Annotated in this window: 14 protein-coding genes; 5 read left to right on the forward strand and 9 right to left on the reverse strand. The window is 72.4% G+C overall.

Annotated features, from left to right (window positions below; translation table 11 throughout):
- Nucleotides 1-155: 155 nt before the first annotated feature.
- The gene (locus Cba03nite_RS00235) at nucleotides 156-1751 is read right to left on the reverse strand and encodes an MFS transporter (protein WP_203740273.1); all 1596 of its coding nucleotides are present in this window, start codon (nucleotides 1749-1751) and stop codon (nucleotides 156-158) included.
- 172 nt (nucleotides 1752-1923) lie between these two features.
- Here Cba03nite_RS00235 and Cba03nite_RS00240 point away from each other — a divergent pair, with 172 nt between their 5' ends.
- Nucleotides 1924-3219, forward strand: coding sequence for an ATP-grasp domain-containing protein (locus Cba03nite_RS00240; RefSeq protein WP_203740275.1), 1296 nt, complete (start codon nucleotides 1924-1926; stop codon nucleotides 3217-3219).
- Between the two features lie 28 nt (nucleotides 3220-3247).
- Nucleotides 3248-4183, forward strand: coding sequence for a LipP1 family hormone-sensitive lipase (gene lipP1 / locus Cba03nite_RS00245; protein ID WP_203740277.1), 936 nt, complete (start codon nucleotides 3248-3250; stop codon nucleotides 4181-4183).
- 12 nt (nucleotides 4184-4195) lie between these two features.
- Here the strand turns inward: lipP1 and Cba03nite_RS00250 are convergent, their stop codons facing one another.
- The 3 genes from Cba03nite_RS00250 to Cba03nite_RS00260 all read right to left on the reverse strand — a co-directional run bounded on the left by Cba03nite_RS00250 (nucleotide 4196) and on the right by Cba03nite_RS00260 (nucleotide 7562).
- Entirely contained in the window at nucleotides 4196-4909 is a 714-nt protein-coding gene (locus tag Cba03nite_RS00250; protein ID WP_203740279.1) for an SRPBCC family protein, read from the reverse strand.
- Nucleotides 4910-5170: 261 nt separating this feature from the next.
- Nucleotides 5171-6439: an aminotransferase-like domain-containing protein gene (locus Cba03nite_RS00255; protein WP_239125359.1), complete on the reverse strand. Its 1269-nt coding sequence runs from the start codon at nucleotides 6437-6439 to the stop codon at nucleotides 5171-5173.
- Between the two features lie 34 nt (nucleotides 6440-6473).
- The gene (locus Cba03nite_RS00260) at nucleotides 6474-7562 is read right to left on the reverse strand and encodes an alpha-hydroxy acid oxidase (protein ID WP_373315709.1); all 1089 of its coding nucleotides are present in this window, start codon (nucleotides 7560-7562) and stop codon (nucleotides 6474-6476) included.
- 602 nt (nucleotides 7563-8164) lie between these two features.
- Between Cba03nite_RS00260 and Cba03nite_RS00265 the strand changes: the two genes are divergently transcribed.
- The 3 genes from Cba03nite_RS00265 (at nucleotide 8165) to Cba03nite_RS00275 (ending at nucleotide 10933) form a co-directional block, all read left to right on the forward strand.
- Entirely contained in the window at nucleotides 8165-9349 is a 1185-nt protein-coding gene (locus tag Cba03nite_RS00265; protein WP_203740281.1) for a sensor histidine kinase, read from the forward strand.
- The gene (locus Cba03nite_RS00270; RefSeq protein ID WP_203740283.1) at nucleotides 9346-9966 is read left to right on the forward strand and encodes a response regulator; all 621 of its coding nucleotides are present in this window, start codon (nucleotides 9346-9348) and stop codon (nucleotides 9964-9966) included. The genes Cba03nite_RS00265 and Cba03nite_RS00270 overlap by 4 nt, the downstream gene beginning before the upstream one ends.
- Nucleotides 9967-10075: 109 nt before the next feature.
- The gene (locus Cba03nite_RS00275) at nucleotides 10076-10933 is read left to right on the forward strand and encodes a hypothetical protein (RefSeq protein ID WP_203740285.1); all 858 of its coding nucleotides are present in this window, start codon (nucleotides 10076-10078) and stop codon (nucleotides 10931-10933) included.
- 18 nt (nucleotides 10934-10951) lie between these two features.
- Here Cba03nite_RS00275 and Cba03nite_RS00280 read toward each other — a convergent pair whose 3' ends face one another.
- The 5 genes from Cba03nite_RS00280 to Cba03nite_RS00300 form a co-directional block, all read right to left on the reverse strand.
- A complete protein-coding gene (locus Cba03nite_RS00280; RefSeq protein WP_203740287.1) occupies nucleotides 10952-12190 on the reverse strand; it encodes a sugar ABC transporter permease in 1239 nt (412 codons plus the stop codon).
- Nucleotides 12187-13017, reverse strand: a complete 831-nt coding sequence (locus Cba03nite_RS00285) for an ATP-binding cassette domain-containing protein (protein ID WP_275411518.1) — start codon at nucleotides 13015-13017, stop codon at nucleotides 12187-12189. Before Cba03nite_RS00285 ends, Cba03nite_RS00280 begins: the two co-directional genes overlap by 4 nt.
- 13 nt (nucleotides 13018-13030) lie before the next feature.
- Complete coding sequence (locus Cba03nite_RS00290; protein WP_203740289.1) at nucleotides 13031-14116, reverse strand: sugar ABC transporter substrate-binding protein; 1086 nt, start codon at nucleotides 14114-14116, stop codon at nucleotides 13031-13033.
- A gap of 225 nt (nucleotides 14117-14341) precedes the next feature.
- The gene (locus Cba03nite_RS00295; protein ID WP_203740291.1) at nucleotides 14342-15160 is read right to left on the reverse strand and encodes a MerR family transcriptional regulator; all 819 of its coding nucleotides are present in this window, start codon (nucleotides 15158-15160) and stop codon (nucleotides 14342-14344) included.
- Between the two features lie 147 nt (nucleotides 15161-15307).
- A complete protein-coding gene (locus Cba03nite_RS00300) occupies nucleotides 15308-16123 on the reverse strand; it encodes a M23 family metallopeptidase (protein WP_239125351.1) in 816 nt (271 codons plus the stop codon).
- Nucleotides 16124-16283: the final 160 nt, after the last annotated feature.

Consider the following 16283-nt stretch of genomic DNA (forward strand, 5'->3'; position numbering starts at 1 on the left):
GCGCAGAAGGTGCTCGCGCAGAAGGGTGCTGGGAACCCGATCCGTGCGCCCCCGACGGACCGGTGAATCCGGAGCCTAACAAGCCGATCGAAGCACTTGCAATGTTCGCTTTAACTCTGTCGATACGTGAATGGAGGGGGCGATATTCGGGCTTTTCATGGCAGATGCGGGGCCCGCAATCCGGCATTTATGTCGCTCATGACGTATTCCATCCGGGCCAGTTCGGTACGTTTCCGGGCGGCCTCCAGCCGCGTGGTGTCGCGGTCCCGACTGACCAGTTCGGACACCGCCGTGTGCACCGCCGGCACCTCGATCCGGGTCAGCGCGTGCAGCGCGGCCTTCGGCGCCACCGGCCGCCGCCGGGCCAGCGTGCGCAGCCCCTGCCGGGCGTGCACGGTCCAGCCGCCGTCGGCGTAGCGCAGCGTCACCCGCGGGCCGAGCGCCGCCGCGCCCAGCCCGTACCCCTTGGGCAGCGGGGCCGTCCGGTCGGCCGCGGGCGCGCGGGCCCCGGCGTCGTTCAGCTCGCGCCACACCCGGTGCCGGATCACCGGGGTCAGGGTGACCGCGAAGTACAGCAGCGAGGCCAGCAGCACCCCGTTGACCAGGCCCAGCCGCTCCACGACCAGGCCCGCCAGCACGCCGCCGAGCGGGATGCCGGCCATCGCGACGGCCGTGATGATGCCGCCCGCGCGGGCCAGCATCGGACCCGGCACCCGCTGGTAGATGACCGCGCCGACGGTCGGGTTCACCGAGCACATCACCATGCCGCTCAGGAACGTCACGATCACGATCACGGTGAGGTCGTCGCTGATCGCGAAGATCAGGAAGCGGGGCGCGCCGCCCACGAAATAGCCGAAGACCAGCGCGCTGTAGCGCGGCAGGTACGGCGCGAGCGTCGCGAACACGACACTGCCCACGATCATGCCGATGGCGTACGCCGCCGCCACCGAACCCAGCGCCACCGGCGAGTGCAGCACGGTGAGCACCCACATCGGCACGAACACCACGGCGCTGGCCTGGTTGAACAGGTTGGTGAAGAACAGCATCCCGGTCACCGCCCGCAGCAGCGGCTCGTTCCGGAAGTAGGTGAACCCGCCCCGCAGCGCGGTCAGGTACGGCTCGTGCGGCGCGGCGGCCCCGGCCCCACCCTCCTTGCGCGACGCCGGGTCCGGGATGAAGAACACCACCAGCACCGCGGCTGCCAGGAAGGTGAGCGCGTCGACCCAGATCGCGCCGACCGCGCCGAACGCCGCGATGGCGACCCCGCCCACCGACGCTCCGATCAGGCCGGACGTGCGCAGCACGCCCTCGCGGGCGGCCGCCACCCGGCCGAAGTCCGTCTTCGCCTCGTCCATCAGCGGCTTGAGCAGGTTGTTCTTCGACCGGTCGGCCTGCGCGCGCAGCACCCCCGCCAGCATGGACAGCACGATCAGCACGCCGAAGCCGAGCTGTCCGGTCAGCGCGATCGCGCCCATCACCACCGCGCTCGCCCCGTCTGACACGATCGACGTGGTGCGCGAGCCGATCCGGTCCTGCAGCGGCGCGGCGAGCACCCCGCTCAGCACATAGGCCAGCGTCTCCGCCCCGGCGACCACGCCGACCTTGACCGGGCTGCCCGTGGTGACCAGCACCAGCCAGGGGATGGCCAGGAACGACATCCGGCCGCCGATGACGGAGATCGCCTCCGCGGCGACCAGGCCCGGGATGGCGGCCCGGCGGCGCCAGGGCGACTTCGGCGTCGCGACGGACAAGGCGGCTCCTCCTCATGCGGCCACGACATTTGTACCAGCAGGCAACCTCCCGCATCGAAGCATCCAGCGGTATCGCCCCGTCGCGCTATGGACACGCCAGGTCGCCGTCGATACGGTGACCTTCGATCCGCGGGGTGCGGCCGCGGTCCGACCCGGGAAGGCGGTTCGCTCGATGCGGTTGCTCATGGTGGGTGCGGACCTGCCCGCATTGGCCGCCGCAGCCTCCGATGTGGACGTCACCGTGCTGCTCGGCGCGACCACCCGCGACGGCGGCCTGCCGCTGCCGGACGGGGTGCGCACCGTCTTCGTCGACGACCACAAGAGCATCGACGCCGCCGTGAACGGCCTGCTGCGGGCCGGCTTCGGCCCGGGCTCCTTCGACGCGGTGTACGCCTACGACGACCCCGCGCTGATGACCGCCGCGATGCTGGCCGGGCTGCTCGGCGCGCGCGGCCCGGCGCCGGAGACGGTCGCCCGGTTCCGCGACAAGTTCCTGCAGAAGCAGGCGGTGCGCGAGGCCGGGCTGCCGGTCACCGCCTGCACGCTGATCGACGACATCCGCGAGCTGCCGGACGGCTTCCGGCTGCCCTACGCGCGGGCCGTGGTCAAGCCGGTGGCGGGCATGGCCACCCAGTCGACCCACGTGGTGAGCGGCGACGCGGAGCTGGCCCGGATCAGCGCGCAGTGCCGCGCGGCGGGCACCGCCGCGCGCAACTTCGTGGTCGAGGAGTTCGTCACCGGCGAGGAGTGGTTCGCCGACGGCTACCTGTCCGAGGGGCAGCTGCGCTTCCTCAGCCTCGGCCGATATGCCCAGCCCTGCCTGAGCGCCGTGCTGGACAAGGCGCCCGTGCAGACGTACCTGCTCGACCCGGTCGCCGACAAGGACGCCTACGAGCTGGCCTCGCCGCTGGTGAGCGCGGCGCTGTCGGCGCTGGGCCTGACCGACGGCGTCTTCCACATGGAGCTGTTCCAGCGGCCCGACGGCAGCCTGGTGTTCAGCGAGTGCGCGGCCCGGCGCGCGGGCGGCCCGATCCGCGACCAGATCCTCTGGAAGTTCGGCGTGGACCTGGCCGCCGACGGGGTACGCGCGCTGCTGGAGCCGGTCGGCCCGGCGCGTTCGCAGCCGCGCGACGGCGTCGTCGCCGCCACCTTCCTGCCGCTGCGGCCCGGGATCGTGCTCGGCTATCCGAGCGCCGCCGAGGTGCTCGCCCAGCCCGACGTGGTGCATGCCCGGCTGTTCGTGCCGAAGGGCATGCGCATCCAGGGCAACGCGGCCAACACGTTCGCCCGGATGGGCGAGATCGTCGTGCACACCGCGGACCTGGACACCGCAAGGCGGCGGCTCACCGAGCTGGCCGACTGGTTCACGGCGCACATCGAGGTGCTGCCGCTCGCGCCGACGCTGCGGGAGCTCTACACCGATCCCCGCAACGCGGACTTCGTACACGCCGCCACCGCGACCGGCTGAGCGGGCCCGAGGAGATCAGGAGAGGTCGATGCCGCTTCACCCGCAGGTCCAGGCGATGCGCACGCGCCGCGAGGCCAGCCGCACCCCGCAGCTCTACACGCTGTCGGTGGACGAGGCCCGCGCCGCCGACCTGGCCTCGATCCAGGCGTCCGGCGGCGACCCGGAGCACGTCGCCGAGGTGACCGACCGCGAGATCCCCGGGCCGGGCGGACCGCTGCCGATCCGGATCTACCGGCCGGTCACCGGCACCGAGCTGCCCGTGCTGGTGTACTTCTTCGGCGGCGGCTGGACCCTGGGCACCATCGACACCTCCGACGCGGTCTGCCGCAGCCTCGCCAACGCGACCGGCTGCCTGGTCGTGTCGGCCGGCTACCGGCTCGCCCCGGAGCACCGCTTCCCGGCCGCCGTGCACGACTGCCACGCGGCCGTGCGCTGGGTCGCCGAGCACGCCGCCGAGCTGGGCGCCGACCCGGCCCGCATCGCCGTCGGCGGGGACAGCGCCGGGGGCAACCTGGCCGCCGCGGTGACCCTGCTCGCCCGCGCGGACGGCGACCTGCCGCTGGCCGGGCAGCTGCTGGTGTACCCCAACACGGACTACCACTCGCACACCGCGTCCATGCGCGACGGCACCGACCCGTACCTGTTCAACGCGACCTCGGTCGCCTGGTACTGGGCGAACTACCTGACCCGGCCGGAGGACGGGCTGGACCCGCTGGCCTCCCCGCTGCGCGCCGAGACGCTCACCGGCCTGCCCCCGGCCCTGGTCATCACCGCGGAGTACGACCCGCTGCGCGACCAGGCCGAGGAGTACGCGCGCCGCCTCGGGCGCGAGGGCGTGCCGGTCACCCTCACCCGCTACGACGGGATGGTGCACGGCTTCTTCTGCATGGGCGGCGAGCTGGAGGCCGGCCGCCGTGCCCTGGCCCAGGCCGCCCAGCAGCTGCGTACCTGGTTCGCCGGCTGACCCGGGGGCGGGTCAGGCGTACACGCCCGTGAGCCACTCCTCCAGGGCCTTCTGCTCGGCGGCGGCGTCGGCGTCCGCGTCGAAGTGGTGCACCGCCACCCCCACCGGCGCGCCGAACGCGTTGCGGCCGAAGAACCGGTACATCGCGCTGCCGGTGCGCAGGCCGATGAAGTTCGGGTGGAGGTAGTCCACGACCGCCTCGGTCTCGCCGAGCGGCAGCGCCACCTGGACGGTGTCGTCCTGGCTGGTCTGCGCGGTCAGGCCGAGCGCGGCGCGCAGCGTGGTGAAGCCGCCGGGCGAGTTCGACGCGGCGGGCGCGTCGGTGGACAGGTAGACCACCGGGCGGTGGCTGAAGTGGGCCAGGTACTGCCCGAGGGTGTGCAGGTAGAAGTCGGTGTGCTGGGCGGCGCCGTCGTACTGGTTCTCCCAGTCGTCGGTGAAGACGCCGCTGTGCACGTACCGGAACCGGGTCCGGCCGCCCTCGCGGCCCTCGACGGTGTGCTCGACCTGGTTGAACCAGCCGTCCTCGCCGTCCATCCGGGAGCACAGGTGGTGCGGCGGCTCCCACGCCGTGATGGTGCCGCCGAACGCGGCCGCCCCGCCGACCCGTGGCTCGAACTCCATCGGCCACAGCCAGCCGCCGTTGCCGGTGGTGACGGCGTCCCAGTACTCCTCCGGGGTGGTCGCCAGCTCGCCCTCGCGCACGATCTCGAAGTTCTCGCCCATGGTCCTGCTCCTTGTCGGTATCCGCGCCGGACGGCACCGGATCTCGCCTCACCATGTCACCGACAATAAAAGTTGTCAAGGAGGGAAACCTCGTCGGTGTGTCCATTGGTGCGGTTTCCCCGAAAGTGCACCCGGAAACACGTCTCGACCTGCACTTTCCCCGAAACTGCGGCCCGCCGGGCGATCGAGACGGAGGCGCACGTGCGACGCCCCGGACGCGGAGGTCGCGGCCCGGGGCGTGGGAAGTGCCGGGTGGGGCGGTCAGGCGATCTGGTCGCGGAGGAGGGCGGCGAGGCGGCGTACGCCCTCTTCGAGGGTGTCCGGGTCGAGGCCGCTGCAGGACAGCCGCAGCGAGTGGGTGCCGCCGTCGGTGTAGAAGAAGCTCATCGGCGTCCACAGCACCCCGTGCCGGGAGGCGGAGACCTCCAGCAGTTTCTCGTCGGCGGCCACCGGCACGTCCAGCACGGCGAAGAAGCCGCCCGCGGGCACGTTCCAGCTGATGCCCGCCTCGTCGCGCCACGGCGCGGGCAGGTGCCGGTCGAGCGCGTCCAGCAGGCGGCGCAGGTTGCGCCGGTAGAAGGCGATCTTCTCGACGTTGGCCGCCTTCAGGCTGCAGCCCGACTCGACCAGCACCCCGCCGACCACCGCCTGCGCGATCGGGGAGGTGTTCACGGTGACCATGCTCTTGATCGTGGACAGCTCCTCGGCCAGCAGCGTGCGCCGCCCGGTGGCGTCGACCACGGTCTGGTCGGCGACCAGGAACCCGATGCGCGCGCCCGGGAACACCGACTTGGCGAACGAGCCCAGATAGATGACCCGCTGCTGCTCGTCCAGCGACTTCAGCCGGGGCCGGGGGCGGTCGTCGAGGCCGAACAGCCCGTACGGGTCGTCCTCCAGGATCAGCAGGTCCTCGGCCTCGGCCACGTCCAGCAGCGCGCGCCGGGCGGGCAGGTCCAGGCAGCGCCCCGACGGGTTCGAGAAGTCCGGCACCAGGTAGAGCGCGCGTGCCCGGCGGCCCTGTGCCCGTACCGCGCGGGCGACCTCGGCGACCCGCCGGGGGTCCAGGCCGTCCGGGTCCTCCGGCACCGGGACCACGTCGATGTTCAGCACCCGGGCCGCGCCGGTGATGCCGACGTAGCACGGCTCGGCGGCGAGCAGCACGTCGTCCGGGGTGGCGCAGAGGCCGCGCAGGGCCATGATCATGGCCTCCTGGCAGCCGGCGGTGACCGAGATCGCCTCGGCGGGCACCTCGATGCCCTCGTCCGTGGCGAGCATCCGGGCGATCAGGCCGTGGATCTGGCCGTTGGTGCGGCCGTACTGCATCAGCGCCCGGCGCACCTGCTCCTCGGTCTGCCCCTGCGCCCGCAGATGCCCGGTGTAGAGATCCAGGTAACGGGTGATGTCGGCGGTGTCGTAGAAGCCCTCGTACGGCCGCCCGGCGGCCAGCGAGATCGCGTCGGGGTAGCGGCCCGCCACCTCGTTCAGGAAGTTCATCGAGGCGGCGACGGGGTCGCTCACCGAGGCGTGCATCGCCTCCTTGACCAGCTCCACCACAGCGGCTCCCTCAGACGTCCGCGCGCTCGGGGGTGAGCACCGCGTCGCGGCCGATGTCGGCCAGCCGGGGGCGCCCGGCCAGCGCCATGGTGTGCGCCAGCTCCTCGCCGAGCAGCCGCAGCAGGTGCGCCACCCCGTCGGCGCCGTCCACCGCCAGCGCCCACAGCGCGGGCCGGCCGACCAGGACCGCGCTCGCGCCCAGGGCCAGCGCCACGAAGACGTCCCGGCCGTGGCGTACGCCGCCGTCCAGCAGCACGGGGCAGCGGCCCGCAACGGCCGCGACCACCTCGGGCAGCGCGCGCAGTGCGGGCACCGCGCCGTCGAGCTGCCGTCCGCCGTGGTTGGACACGATGATCGCGTCGACGCCGTGCTCGACAGCCCGGTCCGCGTCCTCGGCGGTCAGCACGCCCTTGAGCACCAGCGGCAGGTCGGTGAGGCTGCGCAGCCAGGCCAGATCGGCCCAGGTGACGCTGGGGTCGAAGGTCTGCGCCGCGTGGGCGGCGATGGCGGAGGCGCCGGCGACCGGCTCGTGGGTGGTGGCCATCAGCGCGTCGTCGAGGTTGACGGCGCGGATCGCGGGATCGACGGCGAAGCTGTTGCGCTGGTCGCGCAGGCGGCGGCCGATGCGCGGCGCGTCGACGGTGAGCACCAGCGCGCGGTAGCCCGCATCCTGGGCGCGGCGGGCCAGGTCGGCCAGTGCGGAGCGGCGGCGCAGCCAGTACAGCTGCAGCCAGAGCGGCCCGGTCGCGGCCGCCGCGATCTCCTCCAGGCTGCGGCTGGCGAAGATGCTCACCACGAACAGGGCCCCGGTCGCGCCCGCCCCCCGCGCCGTGGCGACCTCCCCGTCGGGGTGCGCCAGGCGGTGGTACGCCACCGGCGCGACGCCGAGCGGGGCGGCCAGCCCGCCGCCGAGCAGCTTGGTGGTGGTGTCGGTGACGGAGACGTCGACCAGCACGCGCGGGCGCAGCTGGGCGCGGTCGAACAGCCGGCGGTTGGCGTCGAGGGTGAGCTCCGCGCCGCTGCCGCCGTCGATGAAGTCCCAGACGTCCGCGGGCAGCCTCGGCTGGGCCAGAGCGCGGTAGTCGTCGGTGCACAGGATCGGCAACGGACCTCCACACACTCGTCCCGTCCGCGCCCCACGCTAGAAGAGCTGATCGACAGGACGCAATACCTGGCGATCACTATGCAGTGATTGTCGTAAGAATGATTTAGATACCGTTTTCAATCGAGAGAGCCCTGTTGTGTCGGCACGCCGACACTCATTGCCGTCTATTCGGACAGTTCAGAGCGCTTCGCCAACAGATCACCATTGAAAGGCTTCACTGCTGAGTCAACAATCGCTACAGTCCCTAACGCGAGCCGCTGGACCCCTTCGGTGACAAACCATGCAGTCATCGGAGGTCTGGACGGCGCGTGCCCGTCAAGATCTGCGGAGGAGGTGTGATCATGGAGGTCGCCAAGGAGGTCGCGAAGCGCGAGGTTGCGCGGCGCGAGGTTGCCAAGCGCGAGGTTGCTCAGCGCGAGGTCGACGGCGTCGTCGCCTGATCATCAGGTGACAACCGGGGCGCGGCAGCGCCGCGCCCCGGCCCCGTTTCACCGCCGGGCCGGCCCGGCCCGAACCCGTCACCACCACGCCCCCGGTGGACGTCGGGTCCGAGGCGAGGCCACCGCACCCGGCGGGCCCGGCTACGCTCGCCCCTCATGAGCAGGGCGGAGCGAGGGTCGGACGCGCTGACGCTGCTGCGCCGCGCCGAACACGTGCTCTTCGCGGCGCTGCTGGCGCTGGGCGCGGTCGAGGCGTGGGTGGACGGGCGGCACCGCCCGGCCGTCGTCGCGACGGGCGTCGCCGTCGCCGGCTGGTACGCCGTGGGCATGGCGCTGTCGCGCCGCGCCGCCGGACCCCGGCTCGCGATGCTGTGGCTGGCCGTGCTCACCGCAGGCTGGGCCGTGCTGACCGCGCTCTCGCTGACCTTCGTCTGGCTGGCGTTCGCGCTGTACCTGCTCACCATGCAACTGCTGCCGACCAGGCAGGCCCTGCCCTGGGTGGCCGCGCTCACCGCGGGCGCCGTCGCCGCGGGCGGCCTGCACCGCGATGGCCTCGACTCCGGCACGGTGCTCGGCCCCGTCTTCGGCGCCGCCGTGGCCATCGTCATCACCGCGGTCTACCGCCGGCTGCGCCGCGAGAGCGAGGCGCGCGCCGAACTGGTGCGCGAGCTGACCGCCGCGCAGGAGCGGCTCGCCGCGACCGAGCGCCGCGAGGGCATCCTCGCCGAACGCGAGCGCCTGGCCCGCGAGATCCACGACACCGTGGCGCAGAACCTGTCCAGCGTGATCCTGCTGCTGCGCGCCGCCCGCGACGCCGCCGATCCCGGTCCCCGGCTGGAGGTCGCCGAGCAGGCGGCGCGCGGCGCGCTGGAGGACACCCGGCGGCTGGTCCGCGCGCTGGCCCCGGCCGAGCTGACGGGACGTTCGCTGCCCGAGGCGCTGGAGCGGGCAGTGGGCGACGTACGCCACTTCGGCGTCGACGCGCGGTTCGTGGTGGACGGCGAGGCCGGTGCGGTCCCGACCCCGGTCGCGGTCGCGCTGCTGCGCGCGGCACAGGGCGCGCTGGCCAACGTGCGTACCCACGCGCAGGCGGGCACGGTCGTGGTGACCCTGGCCTTCCAGCCCGATGCGGTACGCGTGGACGTGGTCGACGACGGCGTCGGCTTCGACCCGCTGCGCCCCGCCGCCGCGCCCTCGGCCGGCACCGGGCTCGGCCTGTCCGCGATGAGCGGCCGCCTCGCCGAGGTGGGCGGGGCGCTGGTGGTGGAGTCCGCGCCCGGCCGGGGCACCGCCGTGAGCGCCACCGCGCCGCTGCCCGCACCCCCGGCGGAGCCGTCATGATCACCGTGCTCGTCGTCGACGACCATCCGATCGTGCGGGCCGGGCTGCGGGCCACGCTGGAGGCCGACCCCGGGCTGCGGGTGGTCGGCGAGGCCGCGAGCGGGGAGGAGGCGGTGCGGCTGGCCGCCGCGCACATGCCCGACGTCGTGCTGATGGATCTGCAGCTCGGACCCGGCCTGGACGGCGCGCAGGCCACCGCCCGGGTACGCGAGCTGCCCCGCCCGCCCCGGGTGCTGGTGCTGACCACGTACGACAGTGACGCCGACATCCTGCGCGCGATCGAGGCGGGCGCCATCGGCTACCTGCTCAAGGATGCCGAACCGGCCGACCTGCTGCGGGCCCTGCGCGCGGCGGCGGCGGGGGAGACGGTCCTCGCGCCCTCGGTGGCCACCAGGCTCACCTCGCGCGAACGCGCGCCCGGGGTCAGCCTGACCCCGCGCGAGGCGCAGGTGCTGCAACTGGTCGCGGGCGGCCACTCCAACTCGGCGATCGCCGGGCAGCTGTTCATCAGCGAGGCCACGGTCAAATCGCACCTGGTGCAGGTCTTCGCCAAGCTCGGCGTGGACAACCGCACCGCGGCCACCGCCGAGGGCCGCCGCCGCGGCGTCATCCGCTGACCGGACTTGCTCCCTGCCACCGTCCCTCGGCCGGTGCGCGCGGGATCGTGGCCGGATCGCAACTCGGCTGCCGTTGCCGGGGTGGCGCGGTGGCCCCACAGTGACGCCCATGCGATGGACACGGGTGGCGATCGCACTGCTGCTGGCGGCGGGCCTCACGGGATGCGGCCGGCCCGGCGAGCCGGTGCCGTGGGAGGTGACCGAGGTCGGCGACGCCGGTCCGGGCCGCGTGCAGATCCGCGTGACGGGCGGGGAGGCGGAGGAGATCTGGCAGGTCTCCGACGAAGGCCACAACCTCGGCCGGGCCGAACGGGCGCGCCCGATGACGGCGTCGGTGTCGTCCTGCGCGGGGCAGCTCTGCTACCGCGTCGTGACGGGCCTGCTCCGGGTGGAGACGGGCGGCGACGCCGCGGGCTGGACCACGGCCTGGCAGATCACCGGCGCGGACTACACGCAGCTCGCCGCGGACTACATGCCGCTGGGCGCCCCGGCCACGCACCTGTCGTCGACCTCGGTGGTGGTGCACGAGGTGGCCGGCGGGCGGCACGTGGTGTTCGTCGCCAACGGCCGCGACGGGCTGCTGCACCGCTCGGCCGACGGCCGCTGGCACCGGCTGGGCCTGCCCAAGGGCGGCGAGGGCTGGTACTTCGCCGAGCCCCCGCGGCTGGCCTCCGAGCCGCCCCCGGCCGACCCGTCCTGGGTGGTCGCGGCACTGGTGACGGCGCTGCTGCTGGTCGCCGGAGCGATCCCGCTCGCGGTACGCCGTGCCTGGCACCCGCGCGCCGTCCGGCTCACCGCGGGCACGGCCGTGGGCGGCGGGCTGCTGTCGTACGCGGCCTGCCACGTGCCCGGCGCGGGCATGTTCCCGCCCGAGTTCTACGCGGTCATCTTGGTCACGGCGATCGTGGTGACCGGGCTGGTGGTGATCCTCAACGGCATCGCCCACCACACCTCAGCGCCGCGCTGACCCGCCGCCGCGGGCGGATCAGCGGCCGTGCGAGGTGCGCGAGCGCTGCACCAGGGCGTCGATGACGACGGCGGCCAGCAGCACCGTGCCGGTGACGATGAGGCGTACGTCGCTGGACAGGCTGAGCAGCTCCAGGCCGTTGGCGATGGCGCCGATCACCAGCGCGCCGAGCAGCGGTGCGTAGCGGCGGGTCCGGCCGCCGAACAGGCTGGTGCCGCCGATGACCGCGGCGGCGATCGCGTTGATCAGCGTCTCGCCGCTGCCGGACTGCTGGTTGGCGAAGCCCAGCCGCATCGCCGCGACCACGCCGCTGACCGCCGCCAGCGTGCTGCACAGCGCGAACACCGAGATCCGGATCGCGTCCACGTTGATGCCCGCGCGCCGGGCCGCCTCGATGTTGCCGCCCACCGCGAAGATCTTGCGGCCGTACCCGGTGCGCCGCAGCAGCCAGTCGAAGAACACCACGATCAGCACCATGAACACGAACGTCCACGGCACGCCCCGGTCCAGGTACAGCTTCAGGACGATGACCTCCAGCAGCACGAACAGCGCCACGGCCACCGCGACCGGCAGCCACAGCGGCATCACGGGCAGCCCGGCCGCGCTCCGGCGGCGCCGCGTCATCAGGTTGAACACCAGGTAGAGCACCGGGACCAGGGTAGCCAGCAGCAGCGCCAGCCAGCGCGGCACGAACGAGAACTGCGCCCAGCGCACCAGCGTGCCCGCCGGGGGCAGGTTGATGGTGCCCTGCTCGCCGAGCACCCGCAGCTGTACGCCCTGCCAGATGAGCAGGCCGGCCAAGGTCACGATGAACGAGGGCACCCCGATCCGGGCGAAGATGGTGCCCTGCAGCGCGCCGATGAGCGTGCCCACGAGCACCGCGATCAGCACCGCGAGCAGCGGGGCGGAGGCGTGGTTGACGTGGGTGACCAGCAGCACCGCGGCGGCCAGGCCGCTGACCGAGCCGATGGACAGGTCGATCTCGCCGAGCATCAGCACCAGCGTGATGCCGGTGGCCATGATGCCCAGCGCGGCGATCTGGAGGCACAGGTTGACCAGGTTGAACGCGTTGAGGAAGGTCGGGTTCAGGCTCTGGAACACGACCACGATCAGGACCAGGCCGATGATGATGGGCAGCGAGCCGATGTCGCCGGTGCGCAGCGTCTGCAGCCAGCCGCCGACCGCCTCCTTCGGGGTGCTCAGCTCGGTCGCCGGGGTGGGCGGGGGCACCGCCGGGTCGGTCACGGGATCGGTCATCGGGCGCCGCCCTCCGGGCCGCCGGCCGTCAGCGGGTCGTCGCCGGAGGTCTGCTCCCGCAGCCGGGCCACCCGCTCGCTCACCACGTTCTGCGTCGCGCCGGTGATCGCCGCGATGATCTGCTCGTTGCTGACCTCGCCGATGCGGAACTCGCCGTTGTTGCGGCCCAGCCGCAGCACCACGACCCGGTCCGCGACAGCCTGCACGTCCACCATGTTGTGGCTGATCAGGACCACGCCCAGGCCGCGGTCGCGCAGCCGCTCGATGAGGTTGAGCACCTGCGCCGTCTGCGCCACGCCGAGCGCGGCGGTGGGCTCGTCGAGCAGCACCACCTTCGGGTCGCCGAGCAGCGACCGGGAGATCGCCACGGTCTGCCGCTGGCCGCCGGACAGGGACGCGACGGGCAGCCGTACGCTCGGGATCCGCGCGGCCAGCTCGCGCAGCAGGTTGCCGCTGCGCCGCTCCATCTCCACCTCGTCCAGCGCCGCGCCCCGCTTGAGCTCGCGCCCCAGGAACAGGTTGTTGACCACGTCCAGGTTGTCGCACAACGCCAGGTCCTGGAACACGGTGGCGATGCCCAGCTCCTGAGCCGCGTGCGGGCTGTCCACCCGCACCTCGCGCCCCGCGAACGTGATGGTGCCGCTGTCCGGCGGCCCCACCCCGCAGATCACCTTGACCAGCGTCGACTTGCCGGCCCCGTTGTCCCCGACCAGCGCGACCACCTCACCGGCGGCCACGTCCAGGTCCACCTCGGTCAGCGCCTGCACCGCCCCGAACCGCTTGCTGATCCCGCGCAGCGACAGGATCGGCTCCCTCGCCCCGCTCACCGCCACCCCCGGCTCAGGTCAGGCCCGCCGCCTGGCAGGCGGCCGCGTACGTCTGGGTGCAGATCTGCTCGACCGTGTACAGCTTGTCCGCGACCACGGTGTCCTTGATGTTCTGCTTGTTCACCGCCTGCGGCTCCAGCAGGAACGAGGGCACGTCCACCGCGCCGTTGTTCACGGTCCGGTCCGTCGTCGGCTTCTCGCCCTTGACCAGCGCGACCGCCAGCTCCGCGGCCTTGTCGGCCTCCGGCTGGAACGCCTTGTAGACGGTCATGTACTGGTCGCCGTTGACGATGCGCTGGATCGCGGCGAGTTCGGCGTCCTGGCCCGTGGTGGGCGGCACCGGGTTCATGCCCGCGGCGCGCATGGCCGAGATCGCCCCGCCGGCGGTGCCGTCGTTGGCGGCGTACACCCCGACGAACCCGTCCTTGCCGAGCTGCGAGATCTGCCCCTCCATGAAGCGCTGCGCGTTCTCCGGCTTCCACTCCGGCGTGAAGAAGTCGGGCGTCGGCACGGTCTTGAAGCCGGAGGTGTCCAGCACCGAGTGGGCGCCCTTGTTGAACTGCTTGGCGTTGTTGTCCGTCGGCGAACCGTTGATCATGACGATGTTGCCGGCCGTCTTGCCCAGCTCCTTGAGCCGGTTGACCAGCGACTCGCCCTGCAGTTGCCCGACGCGCTCGTTGTCGAAGGAGATGTAGTAGTCCACCGGCGCGTTCTGGATGAGCCGGTCGTACGAGATCACCGGCACGTTCTTCGACTTCGCCAGCGACACGATGGTGGCCGCCGCGGCGCCGTCGACCGGGTCGAGCACCAGCACCTGCGCGCCGTTGTTGAGCGCCGCCTCGGCCTGCTGCTGCTGGCGGCTCTGGTCCTGCTGGGCGTTGCTGTAGATGACCTCGCAGTCGGCGCACAGCTCCTTGACCTTGGCCTCGAAGAGCGGCCGGTCGTGCTGCTCGTACCGCGTGGTCTGCGACTCCGGGAGCAGCAGCGCGATCTTCCCGCCGCTCGCCGACCCGGACTGCGAACCGCCGCTCTCACACGCGGCCGCACCGAACGCGACCAGGAGAACGGCGACGCCAACGGCGAGACGCCGCCAAATCATGCGAACCCCCTTACAGCCGGCTCGCCGGGCGCGTCGGCACGGATAGGCGATACACCACCCTATATCTCACCTATGCCCGCATATTCCCGTATCGCAAAAACCCGATGATCACGACGATCTTGCGCGAAGTGTTAGGGATATGCCCGATATAGCCGTGTCGCACCCACAGCTCGCGCAAGATCGCCGCCGCGCTGGGGCGCGCCGCGCCGGCGGGGCGGGGTCCCGTTACGCGGGGGTGATGGGGACTTGGAGTTCGGTTATGCCGGTTTCGGGGGAGTCGGGGTGGTAGTCGAGGTAGACCTCGCGGTGGTAGCCGAGGGGGCGGTAGCCGTGTTGTTCGATCCAGCGGGCCAGGGTCTGGATGCTGGCGAGGACGTCGTCCATGGGGCCGTGGTGGATCAGGGTGGCGGCGTGGACTTCGGGGAGGTCGACGACGGTGAAGTCGTGGGCGGGGTCGGGGGCGTCGGCCACCTGCATCGCGGCGTGGACGAGGACGTTGTCGCCGTCGGGTTCGTAGTAGGCGATGGCGGGGGCGCCGAGGGGCGTGATGCCGGCCTTGTCGAGGCGGCGCATCAGCTCGGGGTAGAGCGGGGAGATGACGGGGCCGATGTGGGCGGGGATGTAGCCCTCGGCGACGGCGGTCAGCTCGGCGACGCGCAGCGGGGCGATCTGCTTGACGGTGACGTCCTGGGTGGGCATGCGGCCCTCCTCCTCGATCATCCGGAGTCTCGCCTCGACCATGGCCAGGCGCGCGGTGTCGGCGGCGACCTGGGCGGCCAGCTCCTCGCGCCGCAGGCGCAGCATGCCGCGCAGTTCGGCGACGTCGAGCCGGTCGTCGAGGATGGCCTGGACCTGCTGGAGCGTGAAGCCGAGGTCCTTCAGCGCGACGAGCTTGTTGAGCCGCCACAGCTGCTCCGCACGGTAGAGCCGGTAGCCGCTGGCGGGGTCGACGGACGCCGGCGGGAGCAGCCCGATGGCGTCGTAGTGGCGCAGCATGCGGACCGACACGCCGCCGAGCTTGGCGAAGTCTCCGATGGTGAACATGTCGAGAACCACCCTGGGGCCTGACATCGTGTCAGGGTCAAGCCCATCCTCGCGTACCGCATCGGGTCCGGGCATGGCGAGAGGCCCGGATCAACGCTGATCCGGGCCTCTCGTCGGGGGGATGGGTCGGGGTATGGGGGACGACTGTCAGCAGGAGGTCTGGATGCCTCGGTCAGCCAGCCAGCCGTCGGGGTTGATCTGGTTCCACATGCTGCCCTTGTGCACCTCGAAGTGCAGGTGCGGGCCGGTCGAGTCGCCGGTGGAGCCCTCGTAGCCGATGACGTCGCCGGCCTTGACCTCGTCGCCGACGGCGACGGCGTCACGGGACATGTGGGCGTAGTGGGTCAGGTAGCCGTTGTGGTGGTCGACCACGACGGAGATGCCGTAACCGCTGTACGCCCAGCCGGTGCTGACGACGGTGCCCTTGCCGACGGCCCGGATGGGGGTGCCGTTCGGCATGGCGAAGTCGATGCCGGCGTGCAGCACGCCCCAGCGCTGGCCGAAGCAGGAGGTGACCTGCGCGCCCTTCATGGGCACCACCCAGGCGGGCGGCTTGGGCGCGGCGGGCTTCGGCTTGGGCGCGGCTGCCTTCTTCACCGTCGCCTTCGGCTTGGGCGACGCCGAGGGGGAGCTGCTGGGGGAGGCGCTGGGCGACGCCGACGGGGTGACCGTCGGCACCACACGCTGGGCGCGGGTCGCGGCGTCGGCGATCGCCTGCCGCTGGGTCTCCCAGGCGGACACGTTCGTGATCGCCTGGGTCTCGGTGGGGGTCTCGCCGCCGTCGGCGTTCGCCGCGCTGATGAGCCCGAATGCGCTGACCCCGGCCAGGGCCGTCACGGCCAGAGCCAGGCGGGAGTGCCGGGCCAGGCCACCGCGAACCATTCCGCCGGTCTGGGCGAGGCGGTCACGGCTCTTGTCGAGGGTGCCGGGGACGCTGTGCTTGCCACGTCTGAAGTAAGTCACGGGGGTTGGGGGCCTTCCGTCATCGCCGTTGATACGGGAGCGCCCATATTGCCTGCTCAGTGAGGCTACTCACCAGCGCAGTCAGGAATCATCTGCCCTGAAGGGTGAACTTTCCTCCCCTTCTAGGGGCTTGCCGGGTGTTTCGTCACCTCTTGCGATC

It is taken from the genome of Catellatospora bangladeshensis (assembly GCF_016862575.1).
Taxonomy (GTDB): domain Bacteria; phylum Actinomycetota; class Actinomycetes; order Mycobacteriales; family Micromonosporaceae; genus Catellatospora; species Catellatospora bangladeshensis.